Annotated in this window: 23 protein-coding genes and 1 pseudogene; 7 read left to right on the top strand and 17 right to left on the bottom strand. The window is 45.2% G+C overall.

What is annotated here, in order from left to right; all coding sequences use genetic code 11:
- Positions 1 to 19: 19 nt before the first annotated feature.
- The 5 genes from OQ477_RS04310 to ilvA all read right to left on the bottom strand — a co-directional run bounded on the left by OQ477_RS04310 (position 20) and on the right by ilvA (position 3,718).
- Complete coding sequence (locus tag OQ477_RS04310) at positions 20 to 583, bottom strand: YpmS family protein (RefSeq protein WP_017417998.1); 564 nt, start codon at positions 581 to 583, stop codon at positions 20 to 22.
- Between the two features lie 9 nt (positions 584 to 592).
- Positions 593 to 1,348, bottom strand: coding sequence for an SGNH/GDSL hydrolase family protein (locus tag OQ477_RS04305; RefSeq protein ID WP_265971529.1), 756 nt, complete (start codon positions 1,346 to 1,348; stop codon positions 593 to 595).
- Between the two features lie 77 nt (positions 1,349 to 1,425).
- The gene (locus tag OQ477_RS04300) at positions 1,426 to 2,007 is read right to left on the bottom strand and encodes an SCO family protein (protein ID WP_265971527.1); all 582 of its coding nucleotides are present in this window, start codon (positions 2,005 to 2,007) and stop codon (positions 1,426 to 1,428) included.
- A 98-nt stretch (positions 2,008 to 2,105) separates the two neighbouring features.
- Complete coding sequence (locus OQ477_RS04295; RefSeq protein WP_007409532.1) at positions 2,106 to 2,357, bottom strand: DUF2535 family protein; 252 nt, start codon at positions 2,355 to 2,357, stop codon at positions 2,106 to 2,108.
- A gap of 92 nt (positions 2,358 to 2,449) precedes the next feature.
- A complete protein-coding gene (ilvA, locus tag OQ477_RS04290; RefSeq protein WP_265971524.1) occupies positions 2,450 to 3,718 on the bottom strand; it encodes a threonine ammonia-lyase IlvA in 1,269 nt (422 codons plus the stop codon).
- Positions 3,719 to 3,902: 184 nt separating this feature from the next.
- Between ilvA and OQ477_RS04285 the strand changes: the two genes are divergently transcribed.
- On the top strand, positions 3,903 to 4,895 hold the full coding sequence (locus OQ477_RS04285; protein WP_265971522.1) for a sigma-54-dependent transcriptional regulator: 993 nt from the start codon (positions 3,903 to 3,905) through the stop codon (positions 4,893 to 4,895).
- Positions 4,896 to 4,911: 16 nt separating this feature from the next.
- On the top strand, positions 4,912 to 5,550 hold the full coding sequence (gene trhA / locus OQ477_RS04280) for a PAQR family membrane homeostasis protein TrhA (RefSeq protein ID WP_007612091.1): 639 nt from the start codon (positions 4,912 to 4,914) through the stop codon (positions 5,548 to 5,550).
- A gap of 40 nt (positions 5,551 to 5,590) precedes the next feature.
- On the opposite strand, the gene OQ477_RS04275 is transcribed toward trhA, so the two are convergent.
- The 10 genes from OQ477_RS04275 to OQ477_RS04230 form a co-directional block, all read right to left on the bottom strand.
- A complete protein-coding gene (locus OQ477_RS04275; RefSeq protein ID WP_021494209.1) occupies positions 5,591 to 6,214 on the bottom strand; it encodes a lysophospholipid acyltransferase family protein in 624 nt (207 codons plus the stop codon).
- A 20-nt stretch (positions 6,215 to 6,234) separates the two neighbouring features.
- Complete coding sequence (locus OQ477_RS04270; RefSeq protein WP_007409527.1) at positions 6,235 to 6,720, bottom strand: dihydrofolate reductase; 486 nt, start codon at positions 6,718 to 6,720, stop codon at positions 6,235 to 6,237.
- Positions 6,717 to 7,511: a thymidylate synthase gene (locus tag OQ477_RS04265; protein ID WP_003153622.1), complete on the bottom strand. Its 795-nt coding sequence runs from the start codon at positions 7,509 to 7,511 to the stop codon at positions 6,717 to 6,719. The genes OQ477_RS04270 and OQ477_RS04265 overlap by 4 nt, the downstream gene beginning before the upstream one ends.
- Before the next feature lie 99 nt (positions 7,512 to 7,610).
- Positions 7,611 to 8,219 (bottom strand): YpjP family protein, encoded by a 609-nt coding sequence (locus OQ477_RS04260; RefSeq protein ID WP_265971520.1) that lies wholly within the window; start codon positions 8,217 to 8,219, stop codon positions 7,611 to 7,613.
- Between the two features lie 262 nt (positions 8,220 to 8,481).
- Positions 8,482 to 9,252, bottom strand: coding sequence for a class I SAM-dependent methyltransferase (locus tag OQ477_RS04255; RefSeq protein WP_007612096.1), 771 nt, complete (start codon positions 9,250 to 9,252; stop codon positions 8,482 to 8,484).
- Between the two features lie 38 nt (positions 9,253 to 9,290).
- Positions 9,291 to 9,725 carry a BrxA/BrxB family bacilliredoxin gene (locus OQ477_RS04250; RefSeq protein WP_003153619.1) on the bottom strand — a complete coding sequence of 145 codons (435 nt, stop codon included), beginning with the start codon at positions 9,723 to 9,725 and terminating at the stop codon, positions 9,291 to 9,293.
- Positions 9,726 to 9,806: 81 nt separating this feature from the next.
- Positions 9,807 to 11,483: a dihydroxy-acid dehydratase gene (ilvD, locus tag OQ477_RS04245; protein WP_265971519.1), complete on the bottom strand. Its 1,677-nt coding sequence runs from the start codon at positions 11,481 to 11,483 to the stop codon at positions 9,807 to 9,809.
- Between the two features lie 252 nt (positions 11,484 to 11,735).
- Positions 11,736 to 12,869, bottom strand: a complete 1,134-nt coding sequence (locus tag OQ477_RS04240) for a conserved virulence factor C family protein (RefSeq protein ID WP_032873313.1) — start codon at positions 12,867 to 12,869, stop codon at positions 11,736 to 11,738.
- Positions 12,870 to 12,937: 68 nt separating this feature from the next.
- The gene (locus tag OQ477_RS04235) at positions 12,938 to 13,546 is read right to left on the bottom strand and encodes an HD domain-containing protein (RefSeq protein ID WP_265971518.1); all 609 of its coding nucleotides are present in this window, start codon (positions 13,544 to 13,546) and stop codon (positions 12,938 to 12,940) included.
- 11 nt (positions 13,547 to 13,557) lie between these two features.
- The gene (locus OQ477_RS04230; protein ID WP_265971517.1) at positions 13,558 to 14,040 is read right to left on the bottom strand and encodes a glutathione peroxidase; all 483 of its coding nucleotides are present in this window, start codon (positions 14,038 to 14,040) and stop codon (positions 13,558 to 13,560) included.
- A 283-nt stretch (positions 14,041 to 14,323) separates the two neighbouring features.
- Between OQ477_RS04230 and metA the strand changes: the two genes are divergently transcribed.
- The 4 genes and pseudogenes from metA to cspD all read left to right on the top strand — a co-directional run bounded on the left by metA (position 14,324) and on the right by cspD (position 17,018).
- Complete coding sequence (gene metA, locus OQ477_RS04225) at positions 14,324 to 15,229, top strand: homoserine O-acetyltransferase MetA (RefSeq protein ID WP_265971516.1); 906 nt, start codon at positions 14,324 to 14,326, stop codon at positions 15,227 to 15,229.
- 224 nt (positions 15,230 to 15,453) lie between these two features.
- Positions 15,454 to 16,596 carry a diglucosyl diacylglycerol synthase gene (locus tag OQ477_RS04220; RefSeq protein WP_032873307.1) on the top strand — a complete coding sequence of 381 codons (1,143 nt, stop codon included), beginning with the start codon at positions 15,454 to 15,456 and terminating at the stop codon, positions 16,594 to 16,596.
- 94 nt (positions 16,597 to 16,690) lie between these two features.
- Positions 16,691 to 16,802, top strand: a pseudogene (locus tag OQ477_RS04215) (hypothetical protein); the annotation flags it as partial.
- A gap of 15 nt (positions 16,803 to 16,817) precedes the next feature.
- Positions 16,818 to 17,018 (top strand): cold-shock protein CspD, encoded by a 201-nt coding sequence (gene cspD, locus OQ477_RS04210; RefSeq protein ID WP_003230776.1) that lies wholly within the window; start codon positions 16,818 to 16,820, stop codon positions 17,016 to 17,018.
- A 53-nt stretch (positions 17,019 to 17,071) separates the two neighbouring features.
- Here the strand turns inward: cspD and OQ477_RS04205 are convergent, their stop codons facing one another.
- Positions 17,072 to 17,254, bottom strand: coding sequence for a hypothetical protein (locus OQ477_RS04205; RefSeq protein ID WP_003153585.1), 183 nt, complete (start codon positions 17,252 to 17,254; stop codon positions 17,072 to 17,074).
- A 161-nt stretch (positions 17,255 to 17,415) separates the two neighbouring features.
- On the opposite strand from OQ477_RS04205, the gene OQ477_RS04200 reads away from it, so the two are divergent.
- Positions 17,416 to 17,673, top strand: coding sequence for a DUF2564 family protein (locus OQ477_RS04200; RefSeq protein ID WP_007409519.1), 258 nt, complete (start codon positions 17,416 to 17,418; stop codon positions 17,671 to 17,673).
- 26 nt (positions 17,674 to 17,699) lie between these two features.
- On the opposite strand, the gene OQ477_RS04195 is transcribed toward OQ477_RS04200, so the two are convergent.
- The gene (locus tag OQ477_RS04195) at positions 17,700 to 17,882 is read right to left on the bottom strand and encodes a zinc-finger domain-containing protein (protein WP_003153581.1); all 183 of its coding nucleotides are present in this window, start codon (positions 17,880 to 17,882) and stop codon (positions 17,700 to 17,702) included.
- Positions 17,883 to 17,884: the final 2 nt, after the last annotated feature.

Genomic DNA, 17,884 nt, shown 5'->3' with positions numbered 1-17,884 from the left:
TGTTTTTTTTTATGAAAACTTATTGTTTCGGATGATAATAGGAAAATTCAATTTCATCCGTGTCAAGATTGATTTTATCCGCTTTTACATACATGCCGTTGTCTAAAGGCATTTCTGACAGACGAATCTCGATGCTTTTATCCCCGGAATGAACGTGCACAAATGACGGGAGTTCATAAAAGCTGTCCATATAATTCAGCACAAAGCTGATCGGCAGGCTTAATTCGCCTAATGAAAACTTCGTCACTTTCAAAATCACATCTCCGTTCTCCTGTACGGACGGTTCAAATGTGACGACCGCGTTAATGGAGGTTGAGAATGCTTTGATTTTACCTGCCACGTGCACATCGTTATTGATGTCCACTTTGTAGTCAAGCTGATTCGATGCCTTCTCTTTTAAGTACGCATTCACAAACCTGGCAAGAGATTCTTTAGAGCTTGTGATATGAAAGCCGTACTCACTTTTTGTCTGATCTTGTATTTTCGCCTGCTCTCCCGGCATAACCAATAATGTCACAATTACCGCGGCGGCAATCACATTGAGTGCGAGAAGAACAAAAAACAGCGATTTCCACTTTTTCATCATTTCACCCTATTCTGCTGGTAACCCTTGTTTTTCAATGATGCCGTATAATCGATCGGCGATGAGTGCATACCCTTTTGCGTTCGGATGAAAATCATCATCCTTAGAAATCCGTCTGCTGCCGCTTTTTTGACTGAACAAGTCTTCAACATTCACCGCAGCGGCGTGGGGATCTTTTTTCAGCTCTTTTGCGGCGATCTTGTTCCAATCCGTCACAACCCCATTAATTTCTTTTAATTCAGGCAGCGTAAACGTGAATGGATTATACATGCTGACATACACCAGCTCTGCGTTTTCATTATATTTGCGGATTTTTGAAACGATCGCCTTGAATCGTTTTTCAAAAGGTTTCTCTTCCTTTTGGAACGGCTGAACCGTCAGCTGCATCATATTCTGGCGGAGCACCTTCATTAAGTCATTGCCGCCGATGGTAAAAAAGATATAGTCGGCGCTCTTTAATGATTTCTGCACTTTTTTATTATCAAGCTTTTCCAGCAGGTCCGACGTTTTGTCGCCCTGCACCGCATAATTTTTAATATCTACCGTTTTCACATGTCCCTTTTTCTTAAGAGACTCCGCTGCCCTGCCGACGTATCCTGAACCGTCAGGATCTCCTACTCCTTCAGTCAATGAATCACCGACCGCAGCTATGACAATATGATCTTTCGTTTTCGGTTCTTCAGCGTCAGAACCGGTGCGCTGGACAGAACATGCTGATAAAAGCAAAGCCAGTCCGGCGATCAATGAGAACATTCGCAGCTTCAATCTGGTTGCTCCTTCCCCGTCTACTAGTGGAAAGTGTAACATGTTTTTTCAGTTTTGAAAATGTCTAATCTGCCAGTTTACTTGAGCTCCTCAGCCGCTTTGACATCTGAGAAGATATCATCATACGGAACCTTCTGCACACCGTCATAATCTTTAAGCACCTTGCCGTCAGGTCCGACTAAATAAAAAGAAGTTTGATGTATGACCTGGTCCTCTCCCTCCGGCTTTTTGACGATTGCTTTAAAGCTGTTCAGCGCAAAATCTTCAATGTCCTTTTGGCTGTAACCGGTCAGAAAATCCCAGTTGCGAAGCGAAAGCGGATATTTGGAAGCAAATGCTTTCAGCTGTTTCGGCTTATCATTTTCAGGATCTACACTGAACGACACAATCCGCACGTCCAGGTTCTCAGCCTTCAGTTTTTTTTGCAGTTCGGTCATGTGAGCCGTCATCGGCGGACAGACCGTATTACAATTTGTAAACATAAAGTCGGCAATCCAGACATGCCCCTTCAGGCTTTTCAGTGACACTGTTTTTCCGTCTTGGTTTTGATATGAAAACGGTTCAATCTGATAGTTCAGCGGGTCTTTTATCGTTTTCCCCCCGCAGGCGCACAAGAGCAGCAAACAAAAGACGGCAGCGAAGATTTTCATTTTTTTCATTTCCATTCCCCCCATGGATAAAACGCTTACAGCATTCATCATAAAAAAATTCCCGCACCCTCCCTTATCAAAAGGAAGGCGCTAAGGAATATGCACCGTTATGCGTTATGTTTTAAAATCTCTTGGTTGAAAACGGCCTCGTAATCTTTCCACTTCATACGGCGCTTGACATATTGTCGGAATGAATACACTGTTCTCACACTTTGTGAAGCAAAAACCTCTCTCAAATAAAGCTCAAGGTGCTGATGAATTTGAAAAAAATAATGTTCACCTTCCGTGACAACCGGTATTTCTGTCACTTTTACCTGAATCCCGTCCTGTCGTTTGAACTCTAGGCTTTTGAGTAACAAGATATCAATCCTTCTTTTTCGATTGTTTTCTTTTTATTATATACAATCTGAGAAAGCGTGTCTGTCATTTTGCGCGGCCGTTCTAAAAAAAGTCAGATTAACAGGTGGAACAGATCCTGATCTTTATTCACCTCTACGTAATGAAATCCTTTTTGATTCATCCGGGCAATGAGTGCGCCGTAATCTTCCCGATGCTTGAGCTCAATGCCGACCAATGCGGGGCCGCTGCTTTTGTTATTTTTTTTCGTGTATTCAAACCGGGTGATGTCATCATCAGGCCCGAGCACTTCATCAAGGTATTCGCGAAGCGCTCCCGCCCTTTGCGGGAAATTAACGATAAAATAATGCTGCAGCCCCTCGTAAATCATGGAGCGTTCCTTCATCTCCTGCATTCTGCCGATGTCATTATTCCCTCCGCTGACCATGCAGATGACGTTTTTCCCTTTAATCTCTTCCTTGTACAGATCAAGTGCTGACACGGACAATGCACCCGCCGGCTCCGCTACGATGGCGCATTGATTATATAATTCGAGAATCGTGCTGCACACTTTTCCTTCCGGGACAAGCACAACGTCATCGACGACGGTTTCGAGCGTTTGAAAGGTTTCGGCGCCGATTTTTTTTACGGCAGCCCCATCGACAAATTTATCAATTTTCTCAAGTTCAACCACTTGTCCGGCTTTTTTCGATTCAAAATAGGAGGCTGCGCCCTTCGGCTCTACCGCTATGATTTTTGTATCCGGCGAGATGTTTTTCATGTACATGCCGAGCCCGGACAGGAGTCCTCCTCCCCCTACGCTTGCAAAAAGAAAATGCGGTTCAACGTCAATGTCATTTAAAATTTCGATGGCAGCCGTTCCCTGTCCGGCCATGACATCGGGATCGTCAAACGGATGAATAAACGTGCGGTTTTCTTTTTCACAGCATTCCGCAGAACTCTTATACGCATCATCGAAAGTGTCACCCGTCAATATGATTTCAACAAATTCTTTTCCGAACAGTTCCACTTGGGATACTTTCTGTCTCGGTGTGGTTGACGGCATAAAAATCTTGCCGTGAATGCCGAGGTGTTTGCATGAAAACGCAACCCCCTGCGCATGGTTTCCCGCACTTGCGCATACAATTCCGTTTTCAGTCTGCTCTTTTGAGAGCTGCCTCATTTTATTATAAGCCCCTCTGAGCTTAAATGATCTGACCACCTGCAGGTCTTCCCTTTTCAAATAGATATTGCAGCCATACCTCTCAGAAAGTCTGTCATTCCTCTGCAAAGGCGTATGTATCACAACGTCCTTTACATTTTGGTGCGCTTTTAAAATGTCTTTTACCTGGATGAGAGAGTCTTCTTTAAGCAACGGTTTCATTTACAGAGTCCTTTCTTATTTAAATCCCTATTTAATATGCCATTATAACATGAATATTCAAATAATAAGATAATTATTTTAATTTTGTAAATAAAAATAAATGAACCGATACAAGAGAAAAAGATATTTTCGATCGCACAAACGTGTTATACTTAAACCAATTAGAACCAAAAGGAGCCAATTTATGAGTGTAATTGAACAAACTGATCCTTTTTATCAGCTGGCCGGCGAACATCAAACCTTTTTAGAAGCGAAACGGTTGGCCTCGCAATTTGCCTTATCTGATTTGCCGGTCTTCATAACAGGTGAAGTCGGAACCGGAAAAAAACAAATGGCCAGAGCGATCCATCATAAATCCTGCAGAAACAGCGAACTATTTATTACCGTTCACTGCAGCCAAAACGAAGAGCGGCTCGAATATGAACTGTTCAGCGCTGAAGGTGCATTAAACAGGGCCCGCCGCGGAACATTATTCTTATATGAAATCGGAGACATGCCGCTCTCGGTACAGACCCGCCTTCTTTCCGAGCTGGACGCCGGAATTTCCGCCCGCATCATTGCAAGCAGCACGGCGGATCTTGGCGATACCGGCGCAGAAAATACGTTCAGCCAAGATTTATTTTACAGGCTTCACGTGTTATGCCTTCCGCTCCCTGCTTTATCTGAACGAAAAAGCGATATACCGCTTCTTTTGCAGCATATGCTGACAGCCACGGGACAGCATGTTCATATCGATCCGTCCGTTTATCCGCTGTTTGAGCGGCACACCTTTAACGGCAACATCAGAGAACTTCAAAATGCGGCGTACTATATGGCCGCGGCAGCATCCGGCAGCACGATTTATCCCGATGATGTCCCGCTGTATATCAAAAACAGCCAGAAAGCGAAAACAGCTAAGAAAAAAGAAAAACGGCTGACATTGATGGAGAAAGAAGAGTTTTTGTTTATTTTGGAATCAATTAAAGACTTAAATACAAAGGGCGAACCCGCCAGCAGACGGAGCATATCCGAATTAAGCGAAAACAGCACAATGACATTATCGCCCCAGCAGGTCAGAAACAGGCTTGATTACTTAGAAAAGATGAACTATGTGACAAAAGGCCGAGGACGCGCAGGAACAAAAATTACATTAGAAGGGTTGAGCTTTTTGCAGTCACTGCAAAAACAAATCCTTTAAAAAGGAGGACATTTGATTGTTCACAATAAAAGAAGAAATCGCAAATGCCGTCACACACGGAATCGGTGTATTGCTGTCGATTCCGGCGCTTATTTTTCTCATTATCTTCGCGGTGAAATACGGCTCGCCGACAGACATCGTCAGCTTTTCAATCTTCGGCGCTTCAATGCTGCTGCTGTATCTCAGCTCGACTCTTTTGCACAGCATTCAGCATAAAAAAACGAAAGACATTCTTGAAATTGTGGATCATTCCGCGATATACGTATTAATAGCCGGAACATATACGCCATTTTTATTAGGACCCCTTAAAGGGGCGCTCGGTCTGACCCTTTTAATTATTGTTTGGTCGCTTGCCATCGGAGGCATCGTGTTTAAAATCTTTTTCGTGAAGCGGTTTATCATTTTTTCAACGCTTGTCTATTTATTGATGGGCTGGCTGATCATCGTCGCCATTAAACCGCTGTACGCTTCGCTGTCAGGCCCCGGTTTCGGCCTTCTTCTTTTCGGCGGCTTATTGTATTCCGCCGGCACAATATTTTATATTTGGAGAAAGGTTCCGTATCATCACGCCATTTGGCACAGTTTTGTTTTAGGCGGCAGCGCCTCGATGTTTTTCTGTATTTTGTTTTATTGCGTCAAAGTTCCCTTTATCTGAAATAAAAAAGCACAGCCTCTCTATAGAGACTGTGCTTTTTTTATGCACGGAGCCGTTTCTGACCGGCCGGATAATAAGCGGGCTTTATATGTAATTCAATGTCAGCCGGCTTCAGCCGTTTCAGTAATCTGCCCCGCAGCAGCCGGTCTGTTCCCGAAGTGCTGACGGGCACAATCGGGAGATCGAAACGAAGAGCCAGTTCCTCCGGATTGATTTTGCCGTCTTCAGACAGAATCAGACTTTGTCCTTTTTGCAGACGGACTTCCGCCTCCTGAAACACGGCGTCCCGGCTGTCTCCGTCACAAATGACACCCATCAGCCTCAGCCAATTTCCGAGAAACGGCATCCGGAAAGCTTTCTCGCCAGCGATAAAACCAGCCGGCTCTTCAAGATGTCCCGCAAGCAGCAGAAGATCAGCCGGGCGCAATCTGGGATGCACATACAATACGGGGCCGTCCGGGATCGGCTGATCATGATGAATGCCGATTGCTGATCCCGATACGTCAATGCAGCCTCTCATAAAGGCTTTCGGCCTCTCATATACCAGCCTCATCTGTTTTTGAAAAGAAAGCCGCGGGTCAAGCTCTTTTTGATTGATATATTCCTGAATATTTTTCATGAACATAAATACAACGTACATCACAAGGCAGCCGTAACGAATCAATTCTTGTCCCCCTGCTTAAATCAATTCTTTTTCTCGTATACAAGGTACTCATAATCGTAAGGGTTTTTTTCATCTTTTACTCCCTGTTTGCGGGATGTCAATTCCCATTCAGCTTCATTAAATTCCGGAAAAAAACGGTCTCCTTCAAAGACATGGTGAATTTTTGTCATGTAGAGTCTGTCCGCATAAGGAAAGAGCGCACTGTACAGCTGGGCGCCGCCGATCACAAAGCATTCTTCATCCGCCGGGATCAGCTTGAGCACTTCCTCAGCCGAGTCGGCGGTAATACAGCCCGGGAATAAAGATTCGTCCCGTGAGGTTACAACGATGTTACGCCGGTTCGGAAGCGGGCGTCCGATTGATTCAAACGTTTTCCGCCCCATTACAATGGTGTGACCCGTCGTCACTTTTTTAAAATATGCGAGATCATCGGGAAGGTGCCAAGGCAGATCGTTATCTTTTCCGATCAGCCGGTTTTCATCCATCGCAAAAATAAACGAAATCATACGCTGACAGCTCCTTTTATGTGCGGATGCGGGTCATAATCCTCAATGATAAAGTCTTCAAACGTAAAATCAAAAATAGAATCAACATTTCGCGCAAACCGCAGTTTCGGCAGCGGACGGACATCCCTTGTCAGCTGCAAATTCACCTGCTCCACATGGTTTTGGTAAATGTGGACGTCTCCGAATGTATGAACAAACTCACCCGGTTCAAGCCCCGTCACATGCGCGATCATCATTGTTAAAAGCGCATAAGACGCAATATTAAACGGCACGCCGAGAAAGACATCCGCTGAGCGCTGATAAAGCTGGCACGACAGTTTTCCGTCCGCGACATAAAACTGAAACAGGCAGTGGCAAGGCGGAAGCGCCATATGATCAATTTCGCCGACATTCCAGGCGCTGACGATTAAACGTCTGGAATTCGGGTTTGTCTTGATGTCGTGAATCAGCCGGGAGATTTGATCAATGGTCTCGCCGTCCGCTCCGCGCCATGAACGCCATTGAGAACCGTAAACCGGTCCGAGTTCTCCGTTTTCATCCGCCCATTCGTTCCAGATGCGGACTCCGTTTTCCTGAAGGTAGCGGACATTCGTATCTCCTTTTAAAAACCAAAGCAGCTCATGCGCGATGGACTTAAAATGGAGCTTTTTCGTCGTAAGCATCGGGAAACCTTCCTGAAGGTTAAACCGCATTTGGTAGCCGAACGTGCTGATCGTACCCGTTCCCGTACGGTCTCCTTTTTTTTCTCCGTTTTCTAACACATGACGGCACAAATCTTTATATTGTTTCATTTTTTTCATCCTTTTAAAGTAGTCTTTTAGTAGTGTAACACAATAAAAAATCATTTCTGCAAAATTTCTCAGAAATGATTTTTTTATTTCTTCTCGCTATTACACGCTCATCCAGTCAGGCGGCATATTGCGGTCCCAGTAAATGCTGCCGAGCTCATGATGTGATTGAAATCCGTCTTCAGCGGTATGGTAATGAAAATTAAACCAGTAGCCGTCTTGCGGAGGATGATCCCGGCGGACGTGGAACCTTAAAAGATCTTCACCCGTCAGCCTGTTATACACATGAAAAATTTTTTCAGTTTTTCCGGCCGACGGTTTGCTGGAAATAACCACATCCTGATACGCTTCATCATCTTGAAACTTGGCCAAATGTCCTGTGATCACATCTTCGATTTTCGGCAGAATTTCACTTCTGTAATCATCTTCAATGACCGGAGAGATTTTGCTGCCGAATTTTAAAAATGATTGATTTTCAGCATCACCGAGAAGCTGCTGCTGATACGATTGAAACAGTAATTCAGGCTCCCGCCCTGCCTTCTCTTCTCCCGGCAGGGCGTGTTCATCATAAAAAGCGGTGTAATCATTCTGCTCAAGACTGCTCGACTGTCCTGAAGGCTTGTCTGTCATCAAAGCAGCCGGAGGAGACACGAGTCCGAACGTTACAATGGTAAACAGAACCACAAGGGTCTTTTTCATCCACAATTTCATGACAGATTGTTCCCCTCTGTTTTATTGTCCTCTTTTCCTTTATTTTAGCATAGATGAAAGCGCGGCGTCATGTCCGGCAGCGTATTATCATGCAATATGGGAAATTGGTAACTGTGACCGAGCGGATAAACCGCTTACAATAAGAAGGAGAAAAAGGAGGGGATGAGATGATTAACGCTTTATTTGCGACTGTATCACTTCTCACGCTGCTTTATTTTGTCGTTATGGAAATCACTGATTAACGAAAAAGAAGCCCATGATATCATGAGCTCACATGGATGACACCAAAGTGGAAAAGCGCCGTCTTTCTTTTCAGCACCTTGAAGCCGTATCGTTCAAACCGCGGGCTTTTCCAATGGTCTTTAAGCACTACGCATTTTTTCGCCGCCCGGACGGCTTGCGTGATGCACTCTTCGTTAAAACCCTCTTCTGCCAACGCGCGGAGCGGTGCAATGCCGTCTGACGTTTCAACAGGTTCGTGAAACATCGGGTCAAAATAAATGACATCTACCGATGAATCAGGAAGCTCCCGCAAATAATCGGCGCAGTCGGCATGTTTGACCTGAATGCGTTTCATGGCGGTTTGGAGCTGCTCCATTCCGGTTTCCCACGTTTGAAGCCCTGTTTCTACAAGCAATGAGACAAGCTTGTTTTTCTCCAGGCCGATGACTTGTCCGCTTTTTCCGACTGCCAGGCTTGCCAAAATCGCATCGGATGCCAGGCCGAGCGTACAATCTAAAAAGGAATCCCCTTCGCGTAATCCGGCTGCTTTTAACAACGGCTCGGCTTCACCTCTCAAAAACCGCTTTGCGCGGAACATCGCTGTATTCGGGTGAAAAAAGAACTTCTCCCCTTGCTTCGTGTAAAGTTCGAACCGTTCCTTTCCGATGACTAAAAGATCGCCAGCCGCTCGTTCCAGCATTTTTTCAATGGGCTGTTTATTGCGGCTGCAGTAAGTGTCACCCAGCTTGACACTGAGCGACTGCGCTGTGTGTATCGTATATTCGCTTGGTCTGTAACTCGTTGTGATCATCTTTTCTCCAAAAAGAAAATGCCCGGAATTCGGGCATTTCAGCAGTGCGCATCGAAGGCATCCGTCAGATTTTTCATAATTTCCTCCATGTCATGCCCTTCGATTTCGTGGCGGGGAATAAAATGAACGACCTCTTTCCCTTTTAACAGCGCCATTGAAGGCGAGGAAGGTTCCTGCCCCGTAAAATATTCACGCATTTTTGCAGTTGCGTCTTTATCTTGACCGGCAAATACGGTAACCGTATGATCAGGCGCTTTTTCATGCTGTAAAACAGCCTGAGTCGCAGCCGGACGGGCAAGACCGGCTGCACAGCCGCACACGGAGTTGACAACGACCAATGTCGTGCCCTCTGCCTGTTCCATAAAGCTTTCTACTTCTTCAGCAGTCGTTAATTCCTGAAAACCCGCACCCGTCAGCTCACGGCGCATCGGCACGACCAGCTGGCGCATATATTCTTCATAAGCCATTGACATAAAAAAGCCCCCTCTAAAATCCTTATATGAAGTCAAGGATACTATAGAGGGGGCCGGAATTCAATTGTTCAGGCCTCTGTTTTATATTTTCATGATTCCGCCTGTATTGGCGCTTGTTACGAGTTTGGAATACCGGGCTAGATATCCTGTTTTTACTTTCGGCTCGAAGCCTTTCCATTCGGCCTTGCGTTTTTCCCATTCTTCTTCAGCCACTTGTATGTCCAAAATCCGTTTTTCTATGTCAACGATGACATGGTCGCCGTTTTCTACGAATGCGAGCGGGCCGCCTTCAGCCGCTTCAGGCGATACGTGCCCGATTGAAAGGCCCCGGGACGCTCCTGAAAAACGCCCGTCTGTAATAAGCGCCACTTTCGGTCCAAGCCCCATTCCGACAATCTGAGACGTCGGAGCAAGCATCTCCGGCATGCCCGGGCCGCCCTTTGGCCCTTCATAACGGATAATGACAACATCTCCTTCTTTTACTTTGCGGTTTATAATGCCTTCAAGCGCGGCTTCCTGGGAATCAAAGACGACAGCGGGCCCTTCATGTCTTGTAATCCCGTCCTGTACGCCGCCTGTTTTGATAATGGCGCCGTCCGGAGCCAGATTCCCAAATAGGACGGCCAAACCGCCTTTTTCGGTAAACGGATTGTCAATCGGATGAATCACGTCATAATCCTTTACTTCATGACCCGCAATTGTTTCTCCGAGTGTGCGGCCTGTTACAGTCAGCGCGTCAAGATGAAGCGCTCCTTCTTTTTTCGCCAATTCATTAAGGGCCGCCGAGACTCCGCCCGCTTCGTGCAGATCCTCAATGAAGACGTCCGAGGCCGGCGCCAATTTCGATATGTGAGGCACTCGTTCAGCCACTTCGTTAATGCGTTCTAAAGAGTACTCAACCTCAGCTTCATTGGCAAGCGCAAGCGTATGAAGCACTGTGTTGGTTGAGCCGCCGAGAGCCATGTCTAACGCAAATGCGTTGTCAATCGCTTTTTCGGTGACAATATCGCGCGGCTTAATGTCTTTTTTGATGGTCTCCATCAATTGGGCCGCTGATTTTCTCACAAACTCTCTTCTCTCCGGTGAAGTTGCTAGAATTGTTCCGTTGCCCGGAAGTGCCAGACCGAGCGCTTCAGACAGACAGTTCATGGAGTTTGCCGTAAACATGCCCGAACAAGATCCGCACGTCGGGCAGCCGAACTGTTCCAGCTCCTGCAGGTCGCTTTCACCGATTTTCCCGGCTTGATATGCGCCGACGCCTTCAAATACTGAAGAAAGCGAAATTTTGCGGCCGTCGCTTGTGCGGCCGGCTGCCATCGGCCCCCCGCTGACAAAAATGGTCGGAATATTAATCCGCATAGCCGCCATCAGCATTCCCGGCGTAATTTTGTCGCAGTTCGGAATGCAGACCATTCCGTCAAACCAGTGAGCCGAGACAACCGTTTCAACTGAATCGGCAATGATTTCGCGGCTCGGCAGCGAATATCTCATGCCGATATGCCCCATCGCGATTCCGTCATCTACTCCGATCGTGTTAAATTCAAAAGGCACACCGCCCGCTTCCCTGATTGCTTCTTTTACGATTTTTCCAAATTCCTGCAGGTGAACATGCCCGGGAACGATATCGATGTATGAATTACAGACCGCGATAAACGGTTTGCCGAAGTCTTCTTCTTTTACGCCGGCAGCGCGAAGAAGGCTGCGGTGCGGCGCTCTGTCAATTCCCTGTGTGATCATGTTGCTGCGTAATTCTGCCATGGTGATCCCCCTACTGTTTTTAGACTGTACATTATTTTTAAAATTTTCAGTTTATTCTAGGGCGTGTTCTGCAAATTTTACAGTGTCTTTGCCCTGTCTCGCTTTTCTATTCTTTCTGTATTTCGATAAAAACCCTCCAACAATTAATATTGTACTTACTATATAGAGTTTTGAATCATTTTTCAACAATATTCTAAATAATTTTTATAAAAAGTGAATTCAAATAAAAAAGGTGCATGGCGCACCTTTTTGTTATAACTGTTCTTTTTTTCTGCTTTCAGTCATCTGTTTCCAGACTGAACCTTTCGCCTCTTCTCCGTGCTCAATCCGTTCAATCGCCATTTTGACTTGCAGGCTTACTTCGAATTCAGGATCGTCTTCCGCCGCTTTTAATGCTTCCAGCGCGCTTTCATCGCCGACTTCATATAAAAACATGGCCGCGCGCCAGCGCACAAGCTTACTTGAGTCACTGAGCGATTTCATCATGGCCGGGATGGCGCTCGCATCGCCGAGATCCGACAGACAGTCACCCGCCGTCCTTCTGACCGTCACCGTTTTGTCTTCAAGCGCTTTGTATAACAGCGGAAGCACAGACGGTTTTTCGATCATTCCCAAATAAACGACGGCTTGTCTTCTGATCGAAGTCTTCGGATCATGCAGCGCCTTTTCCAATACTGGTAAATCGTCTTCATCCGGATCCATTTGCTCAAGATGGGCATAGCGCTGTTTCCAGTCTTCATCATCAAGCATCTCCAATGTCACTTTATAAGCTTTCCGCTGCACTGCCGGTTTGGCCTCACCCTTTTGCTGTGCGGCTGCTTCTGTCAGACGTTTGAGCCGCTCATCACTGTAGGCGGCCTGAAGCTCTTCTGTGACATCGTGTCCGATTTCGGTAAAATCCCCGAAGCGCACGCCTTGTTCTTTCCAAGCCCGCTCAAATACAACATTTGAAGCTTCGGAACGCAGCTTTAAAATGGCTTCTTGGAAACGTTCCGGAAGGCCGAAGCGCTCTTCACGTTCGCCGTCCGTCAATTTGACCTGCATCGGGATTCCGCTGAACATTTGTACGAAAACCTTCACTTCACCGAACGATTCCTGTTCAGAACGGCTCTCAGACTGCTCCGTATGTTCCATTCCGAAGGCGGAACGGACCTGAGGCAGAATTTCCTTCCAGTCAAAACGGGCGTTTCTCTCCACAGCCAGGAAATCGGCAACGTGATAAACGCCCTTTACTCCTTCAATGTTTAAAATATCACGTACGACAGCCGGAGCATCATCTGCCTGATCGGGCTTGTAATTGTTGCTTTTCCCTGCCGGAAGCTCTTCAGTCAAAATCACTTTCATCGTGTTCGGACTCGGCGTCGGTTCTATTGATTTAATCTTCATATTGGTCCTCCTATGCGCAATCTGACACTTATTCTAACATAGTCGGCACAAGCGTTCTATTGCGCCGCTCAGCTTTTGCAAATGCCGGCCTCTTTTTGGATACGGGCGGCGAACTGCAAAAGAAATTGATGCCGCTCCTCTGCTAAACCGGCCCCCGCTTTTGTATTCATTAAGCCTTTAAGCTTGATTAATTTATCCTCTATATGGGCCAGCACACTTGTTTGAGTTCCGTACATCGGATGACCCTTCGCGCCGGCAAACATAAAAGCCCTGCCGATGCCCGCTGCGCCGATCGCATCAAGCATGTCTGCATCCTGAACAACTTTCCCCTCCAATGAAAGCGGCCGCTTTTTCAGCAGTTCCCTGTGTCTGAATGACATTCTCGTGATAATATCCGCGATCTCCTGAATGGAGCCATCCGCGATGTTGAAAGCAGCCAACCGTTCTGTCACTTCGCCTGCCGTCAGCCTTTCGCTTTTTTCGAGCTTGGCGTCAATCAGATCATGAACCAGCGCGGCCGTCTCAGTGATAAATAAGTCGGCTCCTTCTTCTTTTGCCATATAAACAGAAAGTGTTGCGACCCGGGAAATATGAAGCCAGTCATGGCCCGTACGTTCATTGATAAGCTTTTCTCTGACCCAATTCCTGACGCTTTCCAGCTGCTCTTTTTCGTTCACCGTATCACCTCTTATTGGGCCAAAAGCCTCTGCACCGTATCTTCAAGCTCTTTTGGGTTGACGTTCGGTGAAAAACGCCCGGTGACTTCACCGTTTCGGTCCACGATAAACTTAGTGAAATTCCATTTGACCGCTTTTGTGCCGAGCATCCCCTTCGCCTTTTCCGTCAGATATGTGAAGAGAGGATGAGCGTCTGCTCCATTGACATCAACTTTCGCAAACATCGGGAATGTGACTCCGTAGTTTTTCACACAGAACTCTTGAATTTCCGCTTCGTTTCCAGGTTCTTGGTTCATGAATTGGTTGCAGGGAAATCCCAATATTTCAAGACCTTCCTCCCGATATGTATCATAGAGCTCCTGAAGCTGCTTGAGCTGGGATGTGAACCCGCATTTGCTTGCTGTATTCACAATGATCATCACCTTACCTCTGTAAGCCGATAGTGTCATGTCTTCGCCTGTTATGGTCCGTACGTTTATATCGTAAATTGTCATCTGCGGCCCTCCTTTTTACATTCTTCATTTATTTTACCTGTTTTACACTGCAAAACAAACGGAAACCGCTTTTTCCTTCCATTTAACGGAAAACGTTTTTTACGAGGAACCAAACGGCTCTTTACCCGTCATAATAAAGAGCCGCTCCGAATTTATGCCCATTTGCCGCTTTTATCCCTGTCATTATGCGTTAAATGCGGTTTATTACGCCGGGATGGATTGAAAAATGGCTTAAAAATTTCTATAATGAAGAAAATTAACGGGGAATAACGGAGGTGGCATGTTGCCTATTAATATACCAAATCACCTGCCTGCTAAGCAGGTGCTTGAAAGTGAACACATCTTTGTAATGGATGAAAGCCGGGCTTTTCATCAGGATATCCGGCCGCAGAAGATCGTGATTTTAAATCTGATGCCGAAAAAAATCCAAACGGAAACCCAGCTCCTCAGGATGCTTGGGAATTCACCTTTACAAGTTCACTTTACGTTCTTAATTCCGAGCACACATACTCCAAAAAATACGGCAAGGCAGCATCTGGATGAATTTTATACGGATTTTTCCAGCATCCGCCACAAACGGTTTGACGGAATGATTATTACCGGAGCTCCGATTGAGCACCTGCCGTTTGAAGATGTTTCTTACTGGGAAGAATTGAAGGAAATCATGGAATGGAGCAAAACGAATGTCACTTCAACCCTCCATATCTGCTGGGGCGCTCAAGCCGGTTTATACTATCATTACGGCATTGAGAAAGTGGAGCTGCCGAAAAAAATCTTCGGTGTGTTTGAGCATACCGTTCTTAAAAAACATGAGAGATTGGTAAGAGGATTTGACGAGCTATACTATGTGCCCCACTCACGGCATACAGATATTAATACGGAGCAGCTGCAATCGGCTTCGGATCTGGATGTGCTCAGCGTTTCAGAGGAAGCGGGGGTCTGTTTAATCGTTTCAAAAGACGAAAAACAGATTTTCTTAACGGGTCATCCGGAATATGATACCGATACGCTACTTCAGGAGTATGAGAGAGACATAGAGAGAAATCTTTCAAACGTAGAAGCTCCTAGGCACTATTTTGCACCCGGCGGGAAAGAACCTGTTAACCGCTGGAAAGCTCATGCAACGTTATTGTTTATGAATTGGCTGAATTATTACGTATATCAGGAAACCCCGTATGAATGGGATTAATTTTTGTTTTGAGTGATACGGTGACAAAAATATGATAAAATACTCTTGATTCAGTATGCGTATAACAAAACTTTAAAATAATGGAACATATCAATTAAATTTAGTTTAAATATGTTGCCGCGCTTATTATAAAATGATGCACTTGTGTTATGTTTATCTATAGACAATAACTCCTTACGATGCATGAAGCTTGCTTGTTGTTGATTACATTGAGGTGAATTTACTTGAATACCAATAAAAAAGTATTAATTTTGACTGCAAATTACGGAAACGGGCATGTTCAAGTGGCCAAAACGCTCTACGAACAGTGTCTGCGTCTCGGCTTAGATGTGACGGTTTCCAATTTGTATCAAGAGTCAAATCCGATTGTTTCAGAGGTTACTCAATACCTTTATTTAAAAAGCTTCTCAATCGGGAAACAGTTTTATCGTTTGTTTTATTACGGAGTTGACAAAATCTATAATAAACGCAAATTCAATATTTATTTTAAAATGGGAAATAAACGTTTAGGCCAGCTCGTCGAAGAGCATAAGCCGGACATTATTATCAATACATTTCCGATGATTGTCGTACCGGAATACAGACGGAGAACCGGAAAAGTGATCCCGACGTTCAACGTTATGACCGATTTCTGCCTTCACAAAATCTGGGTTCATGAAAATGTTGATAAATATTATGTCGCCACAGATTACGTGAAGGAAAAACTGATTGAAATCGGCACTCACCCGAACAACGTAAAGATCACGGGCATTCCCATCAGGCCTCAATTCGAGGAATCGATGCCGAAAGAGCCGATTTATAAAAAATACAATCTCTCTCCCGACAAAAAAGTTCTTCTTATTATGGCGGGAGCGCATGGTGTGCTGAAAAACGTAAAAGAACTGTGCGAAAATCTCGTTCATGACGATCAGGTGCAGGTTGTGGTGGTATGCGGCAAAAACAGCTCGCTGAAAGAATCCCTCAGCAGCTTGGAAGGTGACAATGCCGACCGGCTGAAAGTGCTGGGCTATGTAGAAAGAATTGACGAGCTGTTCCGTATTACGGACTGCATGATTACGAAACCGGGCGGCATCACACTGACGGAAGCGACGGCGATCGGAGTACCCGTTATTTTGTACAAACCGGTTCCCGGACAGGAAAAGGAAAACGCCATTTTCTTTGAAGATCGCGGTGCGGCTGTCGTGGTCAACCGCCACGAAGAAATTTTAGAGTCTGTCACCTCCCTTCTTGCGGATGAGGAGAAGCTGAACCGGATGAAGGACAATATTAAAAGCCTTCACCTCCCTAACTCCTCTGAAGTCATTTTGCAGGACATTATAAAAGAATCTGAACTGATGGCCGAAAAGGCGGATATGGCATTATCGTAAGAGAAAAGCACACGGACGATTCGTGTGCTTTTTGTTTTTTTCCGGATAAGCTTTGTCACTGGAAAAATAAAGATGAAAAATAGAGAGCGGCCGCTTGACGCCCGCTCCCATATGGTGTATAGTTGAACCATCATTTAACAACGTAAACATACGTACGGTTGAATGATGACAAAATTTTTTTTAGCACGAAGGTGCTACAGTACTAGGAGGAATTAAGCAATATGCAAAACGGTAAAGTAAAATGGTTCAATAACGAAAAAGGATTCGGCTTCATCGAAGTTGAAGGCGGAGACGACGTATTTGTTCACTTCACTGCTATCGAAGGAGACGGATACAAATCATTAGAAGAAGGACAAGAAGTTTCTTTTGAAATTGTCGAAGGTAATCGTGGACCTCAAGCTTCTAATGTTGTAAAACTCTAAACTCAATACATGTTGATCAGATGACACAAATAGAGGAGAGGCGTATGCCTCTCCTATTTGATTGCCGTCTGAATCTCAATTGCGACAAGATTCTGCTTGCAGCGCTGCTCGATTTCTTCAATTTGTTTCTCCATTGACGGCATTCCTTTTTTCGCCATTTCCGCTAAACTTCCCAAATCACCGTATATTTCTTTAAATGTCTGCTGAAGGATTGTTTTTAAATCATTATCATTCACGGCTGGTTTTTCCCTTCTCTCCCAAGATACCCTGAATAATAGTAATTAAGCCCTAATTAATCAGGTTCAATAGTTATATCGGCTCATTTTATATATTTTTTCTATTTTCCGTACATATTTCTAAAAAAAAATCTCCAAACTATTTGCGGAGGTGTTTTTTAATGGACTCTGAATTTTTTCCAAACGGACTGACGGATAAACGCCAGCTTGAATTAGCGGTAGAAACGGCCCAGAAAACAACGGGAGCGGCTACCCGGGGCCAAAATTCAACTTTGGTGGAATCTGCTTACCAGGCGATTCAGGATGCCAGAACGATGTCACAATCCAGTGAACTGCAAGCTCTCGACCAGGATTTTCTGCAAAAGCAGCGAATGCTTCTCGACGATTGCCAGCATCAGCTCGATGAATTCGAAAAATAAAACCGCAGAAACTGCGGTTTTATTTTTTATTGATTTGTCAGCACCTTGCCGTAGGCTTTCAGCTTCTCCCCCACCGTGCATTGGTTGATGCAGAAAGAATGAGCGTGCGTTTTTCCAAACTCTTTGCGGAAATGCTTTTTTACGAAACAGTCTTTGCAATATTCATCCTGAAGCTCAGTCAATTCTTTATAAATGCTTTTTTTATCCAATA

Origin of the sequence: Bacillus sp. ChL18 (assembly GCF_026241425.1) — a bacterium.
In the GTDB taxonomy this organism is placed as follows: Bacteria; Bacillota; Bacilli; order Bacillales; family Bacillaceae; genus Bacillus; species Bacillus velezensis.
The sequence above is the reverse complement of the archived record's forward strand: the minus strand, read 5'-3'. Positions and strand labels throughout refer to the sequence as shown.

Coding starts and splice junctions, on each gene's coding strand:
- OQ477_RS04230 (WP_265971517.1), bottom strand. CDS start 14,040: ATGACAATTTACGATATAAACGTACGGACCATAACAGGCGAAGACATG.
- OQ477_RS04260 (WP_265971520.1), bottom strand. CDS start 8,219: ATGAAATTGTGGATGAAAAAGACCCTTGTGGTTCTGTTTACCATTGTA.
- OQ477_RS04240 (WP_032873313.1), bottom strand. CDS start 12,869: ATGAAGATTAAATCAATAGAACCGACGCCGAGTCCGAACACGATGAAA.
- OQ477_RS04310 (WP_017417998.1), bottom strand. CDS start 583: ATGAAAAAGTGGAAATCGCTGTTTTTTGTTCTTCTCGCACTCAATGTG.
- OQ477_RS04200 (WP_007409519.1), top strand. CDS start 17,416: ATGGACTCTGAATTTTTTCCAAACGGACTGACGGATAAACGCCAGCTT.
- OQ477_RS04300 (WP_265971527.1), bottom strand. CDS start 2,007: ATGAAAAAAATGAAAATCTTCGCTGCCGTCTTTTGTTTGCTGCTCTTG.
- ilvA (WP_265971524.1), bottom strand. CDS start 3,718: ATGAAACCGTTGCTTAAAGAAGACTCTCTCATCCAGGTAAAAGACATT.
- OQ477_RS04285 (WP_265971522.1), top strand. CDS start 3,903: ATGAGTGTAATTGAACAAACTGATCCTTTTTATCAGCTGGCCGGCGAA.
- ilvD (WP_265971519.1), bottom strand. CDS start 11,483: ATGGCAGAATTACGCAGCAACATGATCACACAGGGAATTGACAGAGCG.
- OQ477_RS04250 (WP_003153619.1), bottom strand. CDS start 9,725: ATGTCAATGGCTTATGAAGAATATATGCGCCAGCTGGTCGTGCCGATG.
- OQ477_RS04270 (WP_007409527.1), bottom strand. CDS start 6,720: ATGATTTCGTTTATTTTTGCGATGGATGAAAACCGGCTGATCGGAAAA.
- OQ477_RS04255 (WP_007612096.1), bottom strand. CDS start 9,252: ATGATCACAACGAGTTACAGACCAAGCGAATATACGATACACACAGCG.
- cspD (WP_003230776.1), top strand. CDS start 16,818: ATGCAAAACGGTAAAGTAAAATGGTTCAATAACGAAAAAGGATTCGGC.
- OQ477_RS04265 (WP_003153622.1), bottom strand. CDS start 7,511: ATGAAACAATATAAAGATTTGTGCCGTCATGTGTTAGAAAACGGAGAA.